Here is a 14,978-nt window from a genome sequence, read left to right on the forward strand (position 1 = left end):
CTATACGACTCGGTGCTGCGGCGGGCGGTTACTTGGTGTTGTTGTTTGGTGTCGATGTCGATGTCGATGTCGATGTCGAAGTCGGGTGTGAAGTCGAGGTATTTTGGGGGGGTTCGGGCAGGTCGAGGGCGGCCAGGATGGTTTTCTGACCGCCAGTGAGGGCCGAGCGTTGGGCGACGCGGCCGTCGGCGGTGGCCAGGTGCATGCGGTCGAGTTCGTGGCGCAGGTTGCGCCAGGTTTCACCGATGCGGGTTTCGGCGACCCGGATGAGCAGCAGTGCCAGCCAACATAGTTGGACGTGGGCGTGGATGCGGTCCTCGCGGTGAGGGTAGACCGGGCGCAGCCCGAGGCTCGTTTTGCAGTCCCGCCAGCCGCGTTCGACGGCGAGCAGCTGTTTGTAGGCGGCGGCCAGATCCTCGCCGGTGAGGGTGAGATCGGAGGTGCGTAGCAGCCAGTTGCCGTCATAGTGGGTCTCGCGTGCCGCGGCGGCGCGGTCGATGCGCAGCAGCCCGGCCTTGGTGCGCCGCAACAACCGGCGCAGCCCCGGCTTGGCTTTCAGCGAGCCGACCAGTTCGTCACGGCGGCGTCACGGGCAGCGGCCTCGGGGTTGTGGCACACCACGAGCCGCTCGGCGCGGGCGCCGTCATGCCCACCGCCGCCCGGGCTGACCCGGACCTCCTTGACGCGCAGGTTGTCGGCCACGGTGTGGTAGCGGCCGGGGCGGGCCAACGCGGCGGCGGCACCGGCATTGGTGCGGCGGCGCTTCTCGGCGTGAAGGTAGTGCCCGCCGCCGCGGGTCAGATAGGCGTGGTTGGCCGCCGAGGCGAACCCGGCATCGGCCACCCACACCAGCCGGCGCAGGTTCCACGATCCCAGGTCGTCTTTGACGGTGCGGATGATCTTCTGATCACCGGTGTCACCGGGAAAGGTCCAGCAGCGCACCGGGATCCCATCGCGGGTGACCGCCATCGCGATCACCACTGCGGCAGGTCCTCGCGGCGGTCGGTGGACAGCCCGAACCGGCGCGCCCCACCCTCGACCGCGGTGCCCAACCCGTCGTCGGGTTCGGGTTCGGACTGCAACTCGGCCAGCTCGTCGGCGCCGTCGACCTCCCAGTAAGTGGAGTTCGAATCCACGAACACGATGTCCACATCGAGGTTCAAAAGGTGCGCCACCGAGTCGAAGATCCGCGCCGCGATCTCGGGCAGGGCCGCCAGCAGGAAGTCCATCGCCCGATACGCCGCATCGTCGGAGAACCCGGGCAAGTCGGTGACCGCGGTTCGTTCGGCCACCCACCGGGTGGCGGCCAGCTTGGAGCCCGGTTCCAGCGCCCGCTGCGCCACCAGCGCGAACAGCACCCGTTCCACGGTCGCGGCCTCGAGGCGCCGGTCGGCGGCAACCCGGCGCAACGCCGCGCCGACGCCCAGCCGTGCCCACAGTTGATCCAGCAGCCACGCCCCGCCGAAGCGACGCGCCTCCAGGACCTCGATCACACCGGCGTGCGCAGCCGCGATCGCCTGCTGAGGATCCCAAAAACCGCGAGATCGAGGCGACCAGCCGGGCCAGCGCGTCGCGGTCCACCGCCTCGGCGCGCCCGAAGTTGTGGATCACCTTCGCCGAGGGCACCCCGGTGACCGGGTGTCGTTCGCTGTGCGCCAACTGCAGATACGACACGTCGACCCGTCGCGGTTGCGCCGCTTGGTCTCCCGCAGGTACACCCCTACACGGTTAACACATATCCGCTGGTACAGTGCAGCGACACACGCGGTGTCGTGTGCCTACGCGAACTTGCCTATTCGGTGACCCCGAAAGCCCCCGACCAGCACATTTCAGTCTGCGCGAACCCGAAAATGCCTACGAACTGCGGAAGTCGGGACTGATCAATCCGCGGTGTTCGGCGCAGATCTGGCGCAGCGTGGCGACGGCTGCGCGCACTCGTGCTAGGCGCTGCAACTCGCAGGGGACGACGAGCCAGTATCTGCGTTGCACGCTGACCTCGTCGGCCAGCACCCGCACCAGGCGCGGATCGAGATCCCCGATGTACTGCGGCAGGGCGGAGATCCCCAATCCAGCCGCGGTCGCATTCCATTGGCCGGTGATGTTGTTCGTTTGCAGGTGCGTGCGGTGTCCCGGCAGGACCTCGTCTAGGAAGCGCAACGCCGGAACGTCGAGGACGGAATCGACGTAGCCGATCAGCGTGTGGTGATGCAGGTCCGCGACGTGGTTGATGCGGGGGTGGTCCTGTAGGTATCCGGGTGTGGCGTAGAGGCCCAGGCGGTAGTCGGCAAGGGCGGAGATGTCCACCGAACGCGGGCTCGGCCGCTCCAGCGTGACCGCGACGTCGAACCCACGGGTGGCGAGCATGTCATGTCTTGTCGCGGTGACGATTTCGATGTCGAGTTCTGGGTTCTGGTGGGCGAGATCGGCGAGATTGGGTGCCAGGATGAACGCACCGAATCCATCGGGGGTGGCGATGCGCACCGTGCCCGATAGGCGTCCGCCGCCTGCCGCCGCGCCCTCCATCGCGGCCAACAACGCGGATTCGATCGTTTCGGCGTGGACCAGCAACGCATGTCCCGCGTCGGTCAGGACCCACCCGGAGGGGTCGCGGTCGAACAGGCGGCTGCCGAGTGCTCGCTCGAGTGCGTTGATGCGTCGGCCGACGGTGGTGTGGGTGACGCCGAGGCTTTTCGCGGTCGCGACCAGCCGCCGAGTTCGGGCCACGTCGAGGAAGTATCGAAGGTCATCGGGATCAAGCATCGTTCACCCTAACCATCCATGTGCGCCGAGCGCACATGGATGTGCCGAAATAACTCTTGTCTACACGCCCTGCGCGCACCACAGTGATGTGAAGCTCATGTGCGTGTCCTGGCTCACAGTCGGGGGCGCGGGTGGGCGGGATCCACCTCACCGGCGCCGCGCGGCGCCAAACCAGCGTCAGCACTGGAGGGTGCGATGAGTGCACAACCTGCCCTGAAGAAAGGGCTCAGCGACCGACAGCTGACCATGATCACGATCGGCGGAATGATCGGCGCCGGCCTGTTCGTCGGTTCCGGTGTCGTCATTCAGACGACGGGTCCGGGCGCATTTCTCTCGTATGCGCTCAGTGGCCTGCTGGTCTTCTTGGTCATGCGCATGCTGGCGGAGATGGCGGTGGCCAATCCGTCCACCGGATCGTTCGCCGACTATTCCCGCAATGCGCTCGGGAACTGGGCGGGGTTCTCCGTAGGTTGGCTCTACTGGTACTACTGGGTGATCATCGTGGGCTTCGAAGCCATCGCCGGGGCCAAGATCCTCCAATACTGGATACCGGGCATTCCGCTGTGGCTGGGCGGATTGATACTTCTCGTCGCAATGACGGCGAGCAATCTGCTGTCCGTCTCATCATTCGGAGAATTCGAGTTCTGGTTCGCCGGAATCAAGGTCGCCGCGATCATCACGTTCTTGGTCATCGGCACCGCCTTCGTCTTCGGACTGTGGCCGCACCGGGCGATGGACTTTTCGAACCTGACCGCCCACGGCGGGTTCTTCCCGAATGGGTCCGGCGTCATCATCGGCGGGATCCTCGCCGTGATCTTCTCGATGACCGGGGCGGAGGTCGCGACCATCGCCGCCGCCGAATCGCCAAACCCCCAGAAAGCCGTGACTAAAGCGGCCAATGCCGTCGTCGTGCGAATCGTCATCTTCTTCGTCGGCTCGATCTTCCTGCTGGCGGTGATCCTGCCGTGGAACGACAAGACCAGCGCGGCTTCACCGTTCGTCGCCGCGTTCACCAAGATGGGCATTCCGTATGCGGACCATCTGATGAACGCGGTGGTGTTGACGGCGGTGCTCAGCTGCCTGAATGCGGGCATGTACACCGCGTCGCGGATGTTGTTCGTCCTGGCTGCGCGGCGCGAGGCGCCACCGTCGCTGGTACGGGTGACCAAACGGGGCGTACCAGCGGTCGCGATCCTGGCCTCCTCGGTGGTCGGTTTCGTGTGCATCATCGCTGCGGCGGTATCGCCGAACACAATCTTTGCTTTCCTGGTGAATTCCAGCGGTGCGCTCATCCTGATCATCTACTTGTTGATCGCCATCTCGCAGATCGTGTTGCGCTACCGGACTGGTTCTCAACACCTGACGGTGAAGATGTGGCTGTTCCCGGTGCTGTCGATCGTTACGGCGCTCGGCATAGCAGGAATCCTGTTGCAGATGTTGATCGAGAAGGATCAGCGCTCTCAATTGGTGCTCGGGATGGTGTCCTGGGCGGTGGTGATCGCGCTCTACCTGGCCAACAAGTGGTTCATCAATCGCCGTCCGGTGGTTGCAGAAACAGTCGCGACGGTGAAGCCGAACCGGGTTCTCGTGTTGGCCAACGAGACTGCCGATTCCACCGAGTTGCTCGACGAACTGCACCGGACCGGTGCCGACGGTGCGGCGAGTTACTACGTCGTTGTGCCGGCCAGCTCGATCGAGACCGGGGTAGCGGCCACGCATGGCCCCTATGACGTCCTGGAGGCCACTCAGCGGGCGGCCCGGGACAGGCTCGAACGCACCCTTTCGACGCTGCGGGGGCACAACCTCCAGGCCGACGGGGTGCTCGGCGACTACCGGCCCATGCGGGCCCTCGCAGATGCCGTCGACACGTTCCATCCGGATCAGATCGTCATCGCCACGCTGCCACCCGAGGAATCCCTGTGGCACCGCTTCGAGGTGGTCGACCGCGCCCGGTCCGAATACAGCAACATTCCCGTGAAACATGTGGTGGCCACCCCGGTGGCCGCAGAACAGATCGTGCCATGACCGTCATCGTGGGGTTCAGCGCCAGCAGGCAGGGCAGCGCACCACTGAACCTGGCGGCCCAACTCGCTCGTTCCCGCGGCGAGAAGATCGTCGCTGCGGTCATCGTGGAGCGCGTACCGGCCGCCCGCGTCAGCCCCATCGAAGAAGAGTTCCAGAACCAGGTGGCCGCGCAGGCGAGGAAGTCGCTCGAGCAAGTGATAGATCCCATTTCGCGCAACCTCGACATATCGATAGTGGCACACGAATCATCCTCGATCCCAACGGGTTTGATGGAGCTAGTGGACCAGCACGGATCGCCTCGTTCACTGTGCGGGCGTTCGCCACCTTCGGTGGCGCTGTTGCGCATGCGGCCGAAGACGTCGTCGTGCAGCAGTGGGCGCAAAAGACAGAGCAGTCGATAGTCAGCCAACTCGACTCGCTCGCGGCCCATGTCCCGTTTTCCGATGTGGACGTCAGGGTCGGTGCGGGTACGGACTGGCGCCAGGCCGTGGACAGCATCGGCTGGGAGCACGGTGACATCCTCTTGCTCGGTTCCGGCGCGGCGGGGCCGGTCGCCCAGGTGTTCGTCGGTTCGGCGGCGTCGAAGATCGTTCGCCACGCACCGGTGCCGGTAACGATCATGCCGCGCCGTTGATCTTCTGCAACTGCTTGTCCACCAGTACGTTCCATAATTCCCACCGAAAGGCCAACCCACATGCTCGCCGCGTATGCCAGCACGATCAATCCCGAAGACCCGCTTGCCGGCCTGGCCGTCGGCGAGCATTCCGAACCGGTGGCACCGGAGGGCTGGACCACCGTGACGGTCAGGGCCGCCACCCTCAACCACCACGACCTCTGGACGCTGCGCGGGGTGGGCACCCGTTCCGAGCAGTTGTGTGGGTTCTCACTGGACCTGGCGGACTGATGGGGGTGGACATTGCTTGCACCAGGTCGGGTCGGTGTGGTCCCTGGTCATCGTCTCTTACTTGACGTGGCGGATTGTTGGAAGGATGGCGAAGGGAAACCGTGGGTTGTAGAGCCGGTGAGTACGTGATCGACTCCAGTACTGGTCGCGGATGGTTCGGAACTGTCTGCGGTACTCGATAACCCACCTCTTGAGCGGGTCGAGCCGGTAGGAGTAGGCGAGCCGGTCGCCGATTTTCGCCGGCCGTCCGAGGCGCCGGGCGACCAGCCGGTAGAACTGCACCCAGGTCGTAGTCGTTGGCCTTGGCGACGTGTCGCCGCCATTCGAGGTCGCAGAGGATTTCCGCGACTGCGACAGCCTCGGGCATCGCTAATAGCGATGTGGCCGAACCGGCCGAGGGCAGGGTTTCGGCTCGCTTGTCCCAGCGGGCATGGAGCTCTTCGACGATGGCATGGGAGACGCTGTGTCGGTCCCGGCAGTAATGCCAGTCGGTGACGATCCCCGTTGTACGCCAAAGCTGTTGGCGCGCCCACGTGGGGTCGTCGACGGTACAGAGCAACCGCTGGAATCGACGGTGAGCGGTGATTATCTCGATGTTGTTGGCGAGATCAACCTGATTATCTGGCGGGTGGTGTCGACCCAGCGGTGGTGGCGACCGCAGATCGCCGGGGCGGATCGGCGGTGGACCCTGATGTTGGGACGACCGGGAATCTGGGCGATGCAGTGATCGCAGTGCCCCCTGATGGCCGCACTGCTGAACGCGTTGAGCAGCGGCTCTGTGGTGCTGGACAGGCGGCGGTCGGTGCAGGTGATGTCGTGGTGCTCCAGTATCCCGGCACGGATATTGTTGCCGATCGGCTCGCCGATAGCGGGTAACAACAGGGTCGGCCGGGCAAACCCGTTGGCGTCGGCCACGCGTCGAGGTGGGCTTTGGTGATCTTCTCGGCGCCGTCGGTGATGGCGTCGTTGGCGGCGTCATAAATGAGCTGATCCAGGCTGCCGATCATGCCGCCGGTGCGGGGCCGTTGGCCACGTTACGGGTGCGCGGAAATGCCCCTGGTCATGACCGCCGCTGACTATGTAGAGTGACATACATAACCCCTGGCGACCGGCCCGAAGGAGCAAGGCATGGTCAGTCCCCGCGAGCGCATGGTGGTCTCGGCGGCATTGCTGATCAGGGAGCGCGGCGCGCACCGGACGGCCATCGCCGACGTCCTCGAGCACAGCGGCGCGCCGCGCGGCTCGGCGTATCACTACTTTCCCGGCGGTCGTAACCAGCTGCTGTGCGAGGCGATCGATTACGCCGGCGAGTATCTCGCGCAGCGAATAGAGAAGGCGGACAGTGGGGTTGAGGTGCTCGACGGGTTGGTCGGGCGGTACCGCGCCCGACTGATCGACAGCGGGTTCCGCGCCGGATGCCCGCTCGTGGCGGTGACCATAGAGGCTGAGGAAGCCGACGAAGCCAGTGCGGGCGGCTCCTCGGTGGTAATCGACCGTGCGGCCGCGGCATTCGCGCGCTGGAACGAACTGATCGCCCAACTGCTGGTCGCCGACGGCGTCGCGCCGGCCAGGGCGGGCGAACTGGCGACATTGATCACTGCCTCGATCGAGGGGGCGATCGTGCTGGCGCGGGCCGCACGCGACGTCGCCCCGCTCGACCAGGTGCACCGCTCACTGCGGGCCCTCATCGAAGCCGAGACGCCCAAGAAAGGTGATGACCGTGACTGCTGAGTGGACGCCGACTGCGTGCATCCTGTGCGAATGCAACTGCGGCATCGTGGTTCAGGCCGAGGGCCACACGCTGACCAAGATCCGCGGTGACAAGGCGCACCCGGCGTCTCAGGGTTATACGTGCAACAAGGCGCTGCGGCTCGACCATTACCAGAACAACGGAAACCGGCTGACCTCGCCGCTTCGGCGCCGGCCCGACGGGAGCTATGAACCGATCGACTGGGATACCGCGATCAGCGAGATCGCCGCGGGGTTTCAGAGGATCAGTGCCACCTATGGCGGGCAGACGATTTTCTACTACGGCGGCGGCGGGCAGGGTAACCACCTAGGCGGCGCCTACAGCAGCTCCTTCCTCAAAGCGCTCGGCTCGCGGTATCGGTCCGGCGCGCTCGCCCAGGAGAAGACCGGCGAGGCCTGGGTGGACGCGCAGCTCTACGGCGGGCACACCCGCGGCGAGTTCGAACACGCCGAGGTCTCGGTCTTCATCGGCAAAAACCCCTGGATGTCGCAGAGCTTTCCCCGCGCCAGGGTGGTGCTCAACGAGATCGCCAAGGATCCCCGCCGCTCGATGATCGTCATCGACCCGGTCCTCACCGACACGGCGAAGATGGCCGACTACCACCTGCGAACGCGGCCGGGGACCGACGCCTGGTGCCTGGCCGCCATGGCGGCGGTGCTGGTGCAGGAGAACCGTTGCGACGAAACCTTTCTCGCCGAGCATGTCACCGGGGTGCAGGAGGTGAGGGATGCGCTGGCCACCGTACCGATCGGCGACTACGCCCTGCGCTGCGGTGTCGACGAGGACCTGCTGCGCGCGGCGGCGCGGCGGATCGCGGACGCCGCGAGCGTGGCGGTATTCGAGGATCTCGGTGTGCAGCAGGCGCCCAACAGCACGTTGTGCTCGTATCTGAACAAGCTGCTGTGGGTACTGACGGGAAGTTTCGCGAAGCGAGGCGGCCAGCATCTGCATTCGTCGTTCGCTCCGCTATTCAGCCGTGGCGGTGTCGGGCGCACACCGGTGACCGGCGCGCCGATCATCGGCGGTCTCGTGCCCAGTAATGTTGTGCCGCAGGAGATTCTGTCCGATCATCCGGATCGGCTCCGGGCGATGATCGTCGAGAGCAGCAACCCGGCGCATTCGATCGCCGACAGTGCCGCCTGCCGTGAGGCCTTCGCCGCGCTGGAACTGCTCGTCGTCATCGACGTCGCGATGACTGAAACCGCGCGGCTGGCGCACTACGTGCTTCCCGCGGCCAGCCAGTTCGAGAAGGCCGAAGCCACCTTCTTCAATCTCGAGTTCCCGCACAACACCTTTCATCTGCGGCACCGGCTGTTCGAACCGCTGCAGGGCACGCTGCCCGAACCCGAGATCTGGGCACGTCTGGTCCGCGCACTCGACATCGTCGACGAGGCGGAGCTGCGGCCGCTGCACAGGGCGGCAGAAGAGGGCTTGGACGCCTACGCCGCCGCGTTCGCCCAGACGGTCGCGGCGAATCCGAACCTGCGCACGGTGCTGCCGTTCGTGCTCTACGAGACGCTGGGCCCGAGGCTGCCTGACGGGCTCGCCGGTGCTGCGGCGTTGTGGGGATTGGCCCAGAAGGCGGCGCTGACCTATCCCGATGCGGTCCGTCGTGCGGGCCACGCCGACGGCAACGCGCTGTTCGCCGCGATCCTCAACAGCCCCTCGGGGGTGACGTTCACCGTCCACCAGTACGAGGACGATTTCGGTCTGATCGCCCACCCCGACCACAAGATCGCGCTGGCCATTCCCGAACTGCTCGAGGAGATCGCGGCACTGCGCGCCGAGCGGGCACCGTTGACCACCTCGGAGTTTCCCATCGTGCTGTCCGCGGGTGAACGCAGGGCCTACACCGCCAACGACATCCTGCGCGATCCGGCCTGGCGCAAACGCGACGCCGACGGAGCGTTGCGCGTCAGCGTCGAGGATGCCGATACGCTCGGCCTCGTCGACGGCGGCCGCGCCCGGATCACGACTGCGGCGGGCAGCGCCGAGGCCAGTGTGGAGATCAGTGAGGCTATGCTGCCCGGGCATGCGTCCCTGCCCAACGGCTTCGGCCTCGACTACACCGATGCCGGCGGCACGGTCCGGATCCCCGGCGTGGCAACCAATTCGCTGACGTCCACCGGTTGGCGCGACGAATTCGCGGGCACACCGTGGCACAAACACGTGCCCGCGCGCATCGAGGCGGTGGTGGCGTCGTGAGTCGCCGTCAGGGCGCCGGCGCTGGACCTGGAACCGGTGCGGGAACCGGTTCGACGGGCAGCGGCGCCTGAGGGCCGGCGGGCATTCCGGGCGGCGGGGCGGCGTTCGCGTCCAGCGGGCGCTGGGTGAGCAGGAAGATCGCCTCGTTCATCGTGACGTCCTGCGTCTGCACGGCGTGCCACAACTCACGCAGGTAGGACATGCCGCGTCCCTGCGGGGGCCCGACCGGCACCGCGCTCGTCCCCGGCGGGAGGTTCTCCGGGCTGGACAGATGCTGGACCGGCTGCGGCAGGGCCATCGGGTCGACTGTGGCGGCGGCCGGATCGGCCGGTGGCGGTGGGAGTCCCGGGTCGCCGGGAGGTGGCGGGATTGCCGCGTCCTGCACGGGCGGCAGCGGGACCAGGGGTAATGCGGGGTCGGCAAGCGCCGACGGCGCCGAGGCGATGGCCGCAGCACCCACGGCGGCCGCGAAGGCCCCAGAAATGGCCCCAGTCATCGTCAATCGTCGTGGTGTCCTCACCCATGCCCCCTTTCCGGAGCCGCATGATCGCCGCGTCAATCTGTCCTTCTCCGCAGGCAGCACAATTGTTACAGCTGTGGCAGATGGTTCGTGACGAAACCGAACGATCGGTGACCGCGAAGTTCACGGGTAGTCGATGATCGAGCGCCAGTAGTCCTCGGATATCTCGGCATTCGACCGCAGCACCATGGCCAGCCCGGTGGCCATCGCGATACCGAGCAACCCCAGCCACAGCCCCGCCAGGGCGATCAGCAGCCACAGCACGGTGCTCACCGTCGGCCATGGTGACACCACAACAAGGACCGGCGCGAAGAAGAAGCCCGCGCCGATGTACCACGCCGAGCCGGCGCGATCGCAGGCCAGCACGAAGCGCAGCCATCCGGGTATCTGGGGTTTGGCTTGCGAGGCAACGGCCATGGTCTTCTCCCTCTGAGTGTCAGTACCCTCAACGCTGCCGCCGGAGGCGTAGGTAAAGCAATTACCTGAGGAGTAGTGGCCGCCGGTCGGCTGACCCGCGACACTGGATCGGTGACCACCGCCGAGCGCAAGCCCTTCGGTGCGTTGATGCGCGACTGGCGGCTGCGCCGCCGGATCAGCCAACTCGACCTCGCGATCGCCGCGGACGTCTCGGCGCGGCACGTCAGCTTCATCGAGACGGGGCGATCGACGCCCAGCCGCGCGATGGTGCTGCGCCTGGCGCACGCCCTGGAAGTGCCGCTGCGCGAACAGAACTGGCTGCTGCTGGCGGCGGGCCTGGCACCGGTCTACGGCGAACGCGCTCTCGACGATCCCGACATGGCGGCCGTTCGGGACGGAGTGGAGACGGTGCTCAAGGCGTATCACCCGTTTCCGTGTGTGGCGGTCGATCGGGGGTGGAATGTCGTGCGGGCCAACGACGCCGCGGCGATCCTGCTCGACGGCGTCGCCCCTGAACTCCTGAACCCGCCCAACGCGCTGCGTATCGCACTGCACCCGCACGGGTTGGCACCGCGGATCCGCAATCTCGGGCAGTGGCGCCACCATCTGGTCGGCCGGTTGCGCCGCGAGGCCGCGGTCAGCGGCTCGACCGAGCTGGCGTCGTTACTCGCCGAGATTGATTCCTACCCGGGAGCGCCCGGTCAGGCCCCCGACCTCGGCGGTGTCGCGGTACCTCTCGAGCTCTACACCAACGACGGGCGGCTGCTGAAATTCCTGAGCACCGTGACGACGTTCGGTACGGCCCTTGATCTCACGGCCGCCGAGCTGAGCATCGAGGCGTTCCTTCCCGCCGACGATGCGACCGCCGCCGCACTGCGCTGAATCCGGTTTGTCCGCCCGTGGGCTGCGGAACGAGGTACAAATGTGCACACGTCATGACGTAACGGCCGGACAGGGGTGGGCTCACGTGAAGACCGCGGACGCGAGGAGCGCAAGTACCACTCGACGCGCCGCTGTCACCGCGGCGATGGTGGCCGTCGCCTGTGGGTGTGCGGCACCGCCCGCCGCGCTTGGCACCCGCACCGCGCAGGTCCTGATCAACGGTGAGAGCACCGGGATCGTGCATCCCGTCGAGTGCTCGCAATCCGGATGGTCCTGGCTGATCGACAGCCCCGGGGAGAAGTCCGGCTTCAACGCCGCCTTCCAGACCGGTCCGTCGATGGCCGCGCAGTCGGTGCAGATCCGGGACCTCGACGGCTTCACCGGCGGGTTCTGGCTGGGCACCGTCGGCGACGGCCGCGTCAGCGTCCAGAACCAGAAGTTCACGATCAGCGGCACCGCCCACGGCTTCTTCGCCGACAACCCGACCGGCGATGCCAGCGCGAAGTTCGAGATCACCACGGCCTGCTGAGCAGGCCCATTATGCGAGCCTGCTGAGCAGGCCCATTATGCGAGCCTGCTGAGCCGGTTTGCGCCGGTTGCTGCGTGAGGGCTGTCCCGCCGCGGAGGTGACGACCGGGGTGCAGAAGGCGGCGCGGACGATGGGGCGGCGCGGACGGTGGGCTCGCCTACGCCTGGATGATGATCGGGTCCCCCACCCGCACCGTGTCGAAGTACCACGCCGCGTTGTCGGGGCTGAGGTTGATGCAGCCATGGCTGACATTCGCGTAGCCCTGCGATCCCACCGACCAGGGCGCGGAGTGCACGTAGACCCCGCCCCAGGTCACCCGGACGCCGTACTCCCCCTTGATGAGATAGCCCTCGGGGTCGTCGAGCGGGATGCCGATGGTGCGGGAATCGAACGTGACATTGCGTTGCTTCTGCAGCGCGGTGAAATAGCCGGTGGGGGTGGGGAACTTAGGCTTGCCCATCGACGCGGGCATCTCACGGGCGACCTCGCCGTCGATGCTGACGGTGAAGGTGTGCGCGCCGATATCGGCGACCGAGACCACCGACGAGCCGGTTCCGAAGTTCGTGGACAGGCCGCCCACCGACACCGAGATCGGGGTGTGCGCGGGCCAGAAGCGGGCCGGCTGCCATTCCATGACGCGGTCGGACAGCCAGGTGAAGCTGCCATCCGGGGCGTCGGAGGCGGTGATCTGCAGACTTCGCTCGGCCGCGGTGCGGTTGCCCACCGCAGTGGTGAAGGTGACCACCACGGGATGGCCGACCCCGACCACGTCGCCGGTGGCCGGCTCGATGGATGCGACCGCGGCCGGTGTGGTGACCGCCGCCAGTGCCGGATGCACCGATCCCATCATGGCGAGCGCTGCGACCGCCGCCGCCACAAGGACATACCGAATGGCTTCACGCACGGTGTCCATCCCTTCCAGATGGTGTGGCCAGCACGGTCCAGTGTAGTTCGTTATGGTTGCTGACGGTCGGGAAATTGCTGGTGCAACCGTTGGGCGGCTATCTCGCTTCGCGGGGTGTCATCCACAACTGTTCATCGACAGCGCACGTCAGAACATTTCACCCGGCGTCGACTCGCACGGGCGCCGTCGTCCGGCCAACTGCCATGAGACCGTAGCTCAGCACGAGGAAGATTGCCGCGAGCAGGCAGATGTTGCCCGCGACCGCGGCCGCCCCGACGATGTGAGGATCGAGGAAGTAGTACGGGGCCCGGCGGCCGATGCGGTTGAGCACCACCAGCGCCAGCGTCAGGTAGGCCGCCGGGTAGATCAGCCAGATGAGCGGCTGCCACCAGCGGATCGGGTTCTGGATGCGGCTCACCAGGAACCACTCGGCAACCGCCAGCGCGGGCACCATGACATGCAGCAGGAAGTTCGCGAGCGTGTAGCCCATGCTGTAGCCGGTCAGGAACAGGTTCCAGACCAGCCCCGCCACCACGACGTAGACCACGACCGCGCCGCGCAGCCCGGCGCGGGCGTCGGCGCGCGGGGACACCAGCGTCCAGACGTAGTACGCGGCCGCCAGCACGTTGACCTGATACGTGAAGGTGATGAGCCGCCAGAGCACACCCGATCGCGATGTCAGTTCCACGGCCACCATCGCCAGCAGCACCACCGCCACGATCGCCACGCGAAGCGACGCCCTGGCAACGGGAAGCGTCGCGAAATCTCTCACGAGAATGAGGGTAGGCGGTCGTCAGGGCGCAGGCAGCGCTGTCCTGGCGCGTCGCGCGAAGGATCGATCCGCCCGGTCAATTCCCGGATTGCGGCGGCGCGATGCGGCCTACCATGGGGACATGGCCGATCAGAAGAAGACAGATTCGCGTGGTCCCAACAAGGCAGAACCGCAGACCAAGGCCAAGCCCGCGCCCAACGCGGTACCCGGCTCGAACAAGAAGAAGTAATACCTCCCGGCCGGCCATGGCCTGAGCCAACGGCACGGGCTCGGTCGCGCCGTTCAGCTCGCAGCGCGGGTGAATCACGCCGTGTGAGCCGTCAGCCCGCCAGTATGTCGGCGAGCATCTGCGGCTCGATGTTGCCTCCCGAGACGATCACGACGGTGTCGCCGGGTGGGATGGCGCCCTGCCGGTAGGCCGCCAACGCGACGGCGCCGCTGGGCTCGCTGACGAGGTGCCCGCGAAAAGCCAACTCCCGCACCGCCGCCCGGATCTCATCCTCGGTGACGGTGAGGACGTCGTCGAGCACCCGGCGCAGGTGGGCAAAGGTCAGCTCCGAGGGTTGCGACCGCAGTCCGTCGGCGATGGTGCGGTCTCGATCGGCGACCGGCCAGTCGACTCGATGGCCTGCGCGCATCCCCTCCGCGGTGTCCGCCGCCAGTTCCGGTTCGACCCCAAACACGTTGGCGCCCGGGCAAAGTGCCTTGACCGCCGTGCCGATACCCGAGGCCAGTCCCCCGCCGCTGACCGGGACGAGGACGTTGCGCACGCCGGGCAAGTCCCTTGCGATCTCAGCGCCGATCGTGCCCTGGCCGGCGATGATGTCCGGGTGATCGAACGGCGGCACCAACACGCCGCCGGTGCTGTCGACCAGTTCGGCGGCGACCCGTTCCCGTTGACCCGCACCGCACAACACGACCTGCGCGCCGTGGCCGCGGGTCGCCCGCACCTTGACGTCGGGGGTTCCCTCGGGCATCACGATGTGCGCCGGGATGCCGAACGTCGCCGCGGCATACGCCACCGCTTGCGCGTGGTTGCCGCTGGAATACGCGACGACGCCGCGGGCGCGCACCGCCGGGTCCAGCCGCACGATGGCGTTGAATGCGCCCCGCACCTTGAACGCGCCGATCGCCTGAAGGTTCTCCGGCTTGAGCCACAGCGGGCGGCGGCCGTCGGCCCAGATGGCAGGCACCAGCGGGGTGCGCACCACATACTCGCCGATCCGCTCTGCCGCGGCGTCGATGTCGTCGATGTCGACCAGTTGCACGCAGTCAGTCTGCACCCGGGCACCCGAACTACTGTGAAGCAC

The 14,978-nt window shown here is 66.9% G+C and carries 16 protein-coding genes and 1 pseudogene; 9 read left to right on the forward strand and 8 right to left on the reverse strand.

The genetic code is table 11. The annotated features are described in order from the left end of the window. Positions 1-28 precede the first annotated feature (28 nt). A pseudogene (locus ADBZ6K_RS06685) lies at positions 29-1,718 on the reverse strand (IS1634 family transposase). Between the two features lie 136 nt (positions 1,719-1,854). Beyond that, a complete protein-coding gene (locus tag ADBZ6K_RS06690) occupies positions 1,855-2,760 on the reverse strand; it encodes a LysR family transcriptional regulator (protein ID WP_526345095.1) in 906 nt (301 codons plus the stop codon). 195 nt (positions 2,761-2,955) lie between these two features. Between ADBZ6K_RS06690 and ADBZ6K_RS06695 the strand changes: the two genes are divergently transcribed. The 4 genes from ADBZ6K_RS06695 to ADBZ6K_RS06710 are packed head-to-tail and all read left to right on the forward strand — an operon-like array spanning position 2,956 to position 5,689. Then, positions 2,956-4,785: an amino acid permease gene (locus tag ADBZ6K_RS06695; RefSeq protein ID WP_526345096.1), complete on the forward strand. Its 1,830-nt coding sequence runs from the start codon at positions 2,956-2,958 to the stop codon at positions 4,783-4,785. After that, positions 4,782-5,186: a putative universal stress family protein gene (locus tag ADBZ6K_RS06700; protein ID WP_526345293.1), complete on the forward strand. Its 405-nt coding sequence runs from the start codon at positions 4,782-4,784 to the stop codon at positions 5,184-5,186. The genes ADBZ6K_RS06695 and ADBZ6K_RS06700 overlap by 4 nt, the downstream gene beginning before the upstream one ends. Continuing rightward, positions 5,150-5,419: a universal stress protein gene (locus tag ADBZ6K_RS06705; RefSeq protein ID WP_526345274.1), complete on the forward strand. Its 270-nt coding sequence runs from the start codon at positions 5,150-5,152 to the stop codon at positions 5,417-5,419. Before ADBZ6K_RS06700 ends, ADBZ6K_RS06705 begins: the two co-directional genes overlap by 37 nt. A gap of 60 nt (positions 5,420-5,479) precedes the next feature. Next, entirely contained in the window at positions 5,480-5,689 is a 210-nt protein-coding gene (locus ADBZ6K_RS06710) for a hypothetical protein (RefSeq protein ID WP_526345097.1), read from the forward strand. A gap of 57 nt (positions 5,690-5,746) precedes the next feature. Here the strand turns inward: ADBZ6K_RS06710 and ADBZ6K_RS06715 are convergent, their stop codons facing one another. Next, positions 5,747-5,971, reverse strand: a complete 225-nt coding sequence (locus ADBZ6K_RS06715) for a hypothetical protein (RefSeq protein WP_526345098.1) — start codon at positions 5,969-5,971, stop codon at positions 5,747-5,749. 148 nt (positions 5,972-6,119) lie between these two features. On the opposite strand from ADBZ6K_RS06715, the gene ADBZ6K_RS06720 reads away from it, so the two are divergent. The 3 genes from ADBZ6K_RS06720 (at position 6,120) to ADBZ6K_RS06730 (ending at position 9,644) form a co-directional block, all read left to right on the forward strand. Beyond that, positions 6,120-6,416 (forward strand): hypothetical protein, encoded by a 297-nt coding sequence (locus ADBZ6K_RS06720; RefSeq protein WP_526345099.1) that lies wholly within the window; start codon positions 6,120-6,122, stop codon positions 6,414-6,416. Between the two features lie 401 nt (positions 6,417-6,817). Further along, positions 6,818-7,420, forward strand: coding sequence for a TetR/AcrR family transcriptional regulator (locus ADBZ6K_RS06725; protein ID WP_526345100.1), 603 nt, complete (start codon positions 6,818-6,820; stop codon positions 7,418-7,420). Continuing rightward, entirely contained in the window at positions 7,404-9,644 is a 2,241-nt protein-coding gene (locus tag ADBZ6K_RS06730) for a molybdopterin-dependent oxidoreductase (RefSeq protein ID WP_526345101.1), read from the forward strand. Before ADBZ6K_RS06725 ends, ADBZ6K_RS06730 begins: the two co-directional genes overlap by 17 nt. A gap of 7 nt (positions 9,645-9,651) precedes the next feature. On the opposite strand, the gene ADBZ6K_RS06735 is transcribed toward ADBZ6K_RS06730, so the two are convergent. Both ADBZ6K_RS06735 and ADBZ6K_RS06740 read right to left on the reverse strand, forming a co-directional pair. Next, the gene (locus tag ADBZ6K_RS06735; RefSeq protein ID WP_526345102.1) at positions 9,652-10,140 is read right to left on the reverse strand and encodes a hypothetical protein; all 489 of its coding nucleotides are present in this window, start codon (positions 10,138-10,140) and stop codon (positions 9,652-9,654) included. 147 nt (positions 10,141-10,287) lie between these two features. Next, complete coding sequence (locus ADBZ6K_RS06740; RefSeq protein WP_526345103.1) at positions 10,288-10,581, reverse strand: hypothetical protein; 294 nt, start codon at positions 10,579-10,581, stop codon at positions 10,288-10,290. A 147-nt stretch (positions 10,582-10,728) separates the two neighbouring features. Between ADBZ6K_RS06740 and ADBZ6K_RS06745 the strand changes: the two genes are divergently transcribed. Continuing rightward, positions 10,729-11,463 carry a helix-turn-helix transcriptional regulator gene (locus tag ADBZ6K_RS06745; protein WP_526345275.1) on the forward strand — a complete coding sequence of 245 codons (735 nt, stop codon included), beginning with the start codon at positions 10,729-10,731 and terminating at the stop codon, positions 11,461-11,463. A gap of 85 nt (positions 11,464-11,548) precedes the next feature. Continuing rightward, positions 11,549-11,992 (forward strand): lipoprotein LpqH, encoded by a 444-nt coding sequence (locus ADBZ6K_RS06750; protein WP_526345104.1) that lies wholly within the window; start codon positions 11,549-11,551, stop codon positions 11,990-11,992. Between the two features lie 157 nt (positions 11,993-12,149). Here the strand turns inward: ADBZ6K_RS06750 and ADBZ6K_RS06755 are convergent, their stop codons facing one another. The 3 genes from ADBZ6K_RS06755 to ADBZ6K_RS06765 form a co-directional block, all read right to left on the reverse strand. Beyond that, positions 12,150-12,905 (reverse strand): L,D-transpeptidase, encoded by a 756-nt coding sequence (locus ADBZ6K_RS06755; RefSeq protein ID WP_526345105.1) that lies wholly within the window; start codon positions 12,903-12,905, stop codon positions 12,150-12,152. Positions 12,906-13,053: 148 nt separating this feature from the next. Next, positions 13,054-13,668 carry a Pr6Pr family membrane protein gene (locus tag ADBZ6K_RS06760; protein WP_526345106.1) on the reverse strand — a complete coding sequence of 205 codons (615 nt, stop codon included), beginning with the start codon at positions 13,666-13,668 and terminating at the stop codon, positions 13,054-13,056. A gap of 320 nt (positions 13,669-13,988) precedes the next feature. Continuing rightward, positions 13,989-14,936, reverse strand: coding sequence for a threonine ammonia-lyase (locus tag ADBZ6K_RS06765; protein ID WP_526345107.1), 948 nt, complete (start codon positions 14,934-14,936; stop codon positions 13,989-13,991). Positions 14,937-14,978 lie beyond the last annotated feature (42 nt).

The organism is Mycobacterium sp., from assembly GCF_044223235.1.
Classification (GTDB): domain Bacteria; phylum Actinomycetota; class Actinomycetes; order Mycobacteriales; family Mycobacteriaceae; genus Mycobacterium.

Excerpts from the sequence above, each read along its gene's own strand:
- ADBZ6K_RS06690 (WP_526345095.1), bottom strand. The coding sequence starts at position 2,760 with ATGCTTGATCCCGATGACCTTCGATACTTCCTCGACGTGGCCCGAACT.
- ADBZ6K_RS06695 (WP_526345096.1), top strand. The coding sequence starts at position 2,956 with ATGAGTGCACAACCTGCCCTGAAGAAAGGGCTCAGCGACCGACAGCTG.
- ADBZ6K_RS06700 (WP_526345293.1), top strand. The coding sequence starts at position 4,782 with ATGACCGTCATCGTGGGGTTCAGCGCCAGCAGGCAGGGCAGCGCACCA.
- ADBZ6K_RS06710 (WP_526345097.1), top strand. The coding sequence starts at position 5,480 with ATGCTCGCCGCGTATGCCAGCACGATCAATCCCGAAGACCCGCTTGCC.
- ADBZ6K_RS06720 (WP_526345099.1), top strand. The coding sequence starts at position 6,120 with ATGGAGCTCTTCGACGATGGCATGGGAGACGCTGTGTCGGTCCCGGCA.
- ADBZ6K_RS06725 (WP_526345100.1), top strand. The coding sequence starts at position 6,818 with ATGGTCAGTCCCCGCGAGCGCATGGTGGTCTCGGCGGCATTGCTGATC.
- ADBZ6K_RS06730 (WP_526345101.1), top strand. The coding sequence starts at position 7,404 with ATGACCGTGACTGCTGAGTGGACGCCGACTGCGTGCATCCTGTGCGAA.
- ADBZ6K_RS06735 (WP_526345102.1), bottom strand. The coding sequence starts at position 10,140 with ATGACTGGGGCCATTTCTGGGGCCTTCGCGGCCGCCGTGGGTGCTGCG.
- ADBZ6K_RS06740 (WP_526345103.1), bottom strand. The coding sequence starts at position 10,581 with ATGGCCGTTGCCTCGCAAGCCAAACCCCAGATACCCGGATGGCTGCGC.
- ADBZ6K_RS06745 (WP_526345275.1), top strand. The coding sequence starts at position 10,729 with ATGCGCGACTGGCGGCTGCGCCGCCGGATCAGCCAACTCGACCTCGCG.
- ADBZ6K_RS06755 (WP_526345105.1), bottom strand. The coding sequence starts at position 12,905 with ATGGACACCGTGCGTGAAGCCATTCGGTATGTCCTTGTGGCGGCGGCG.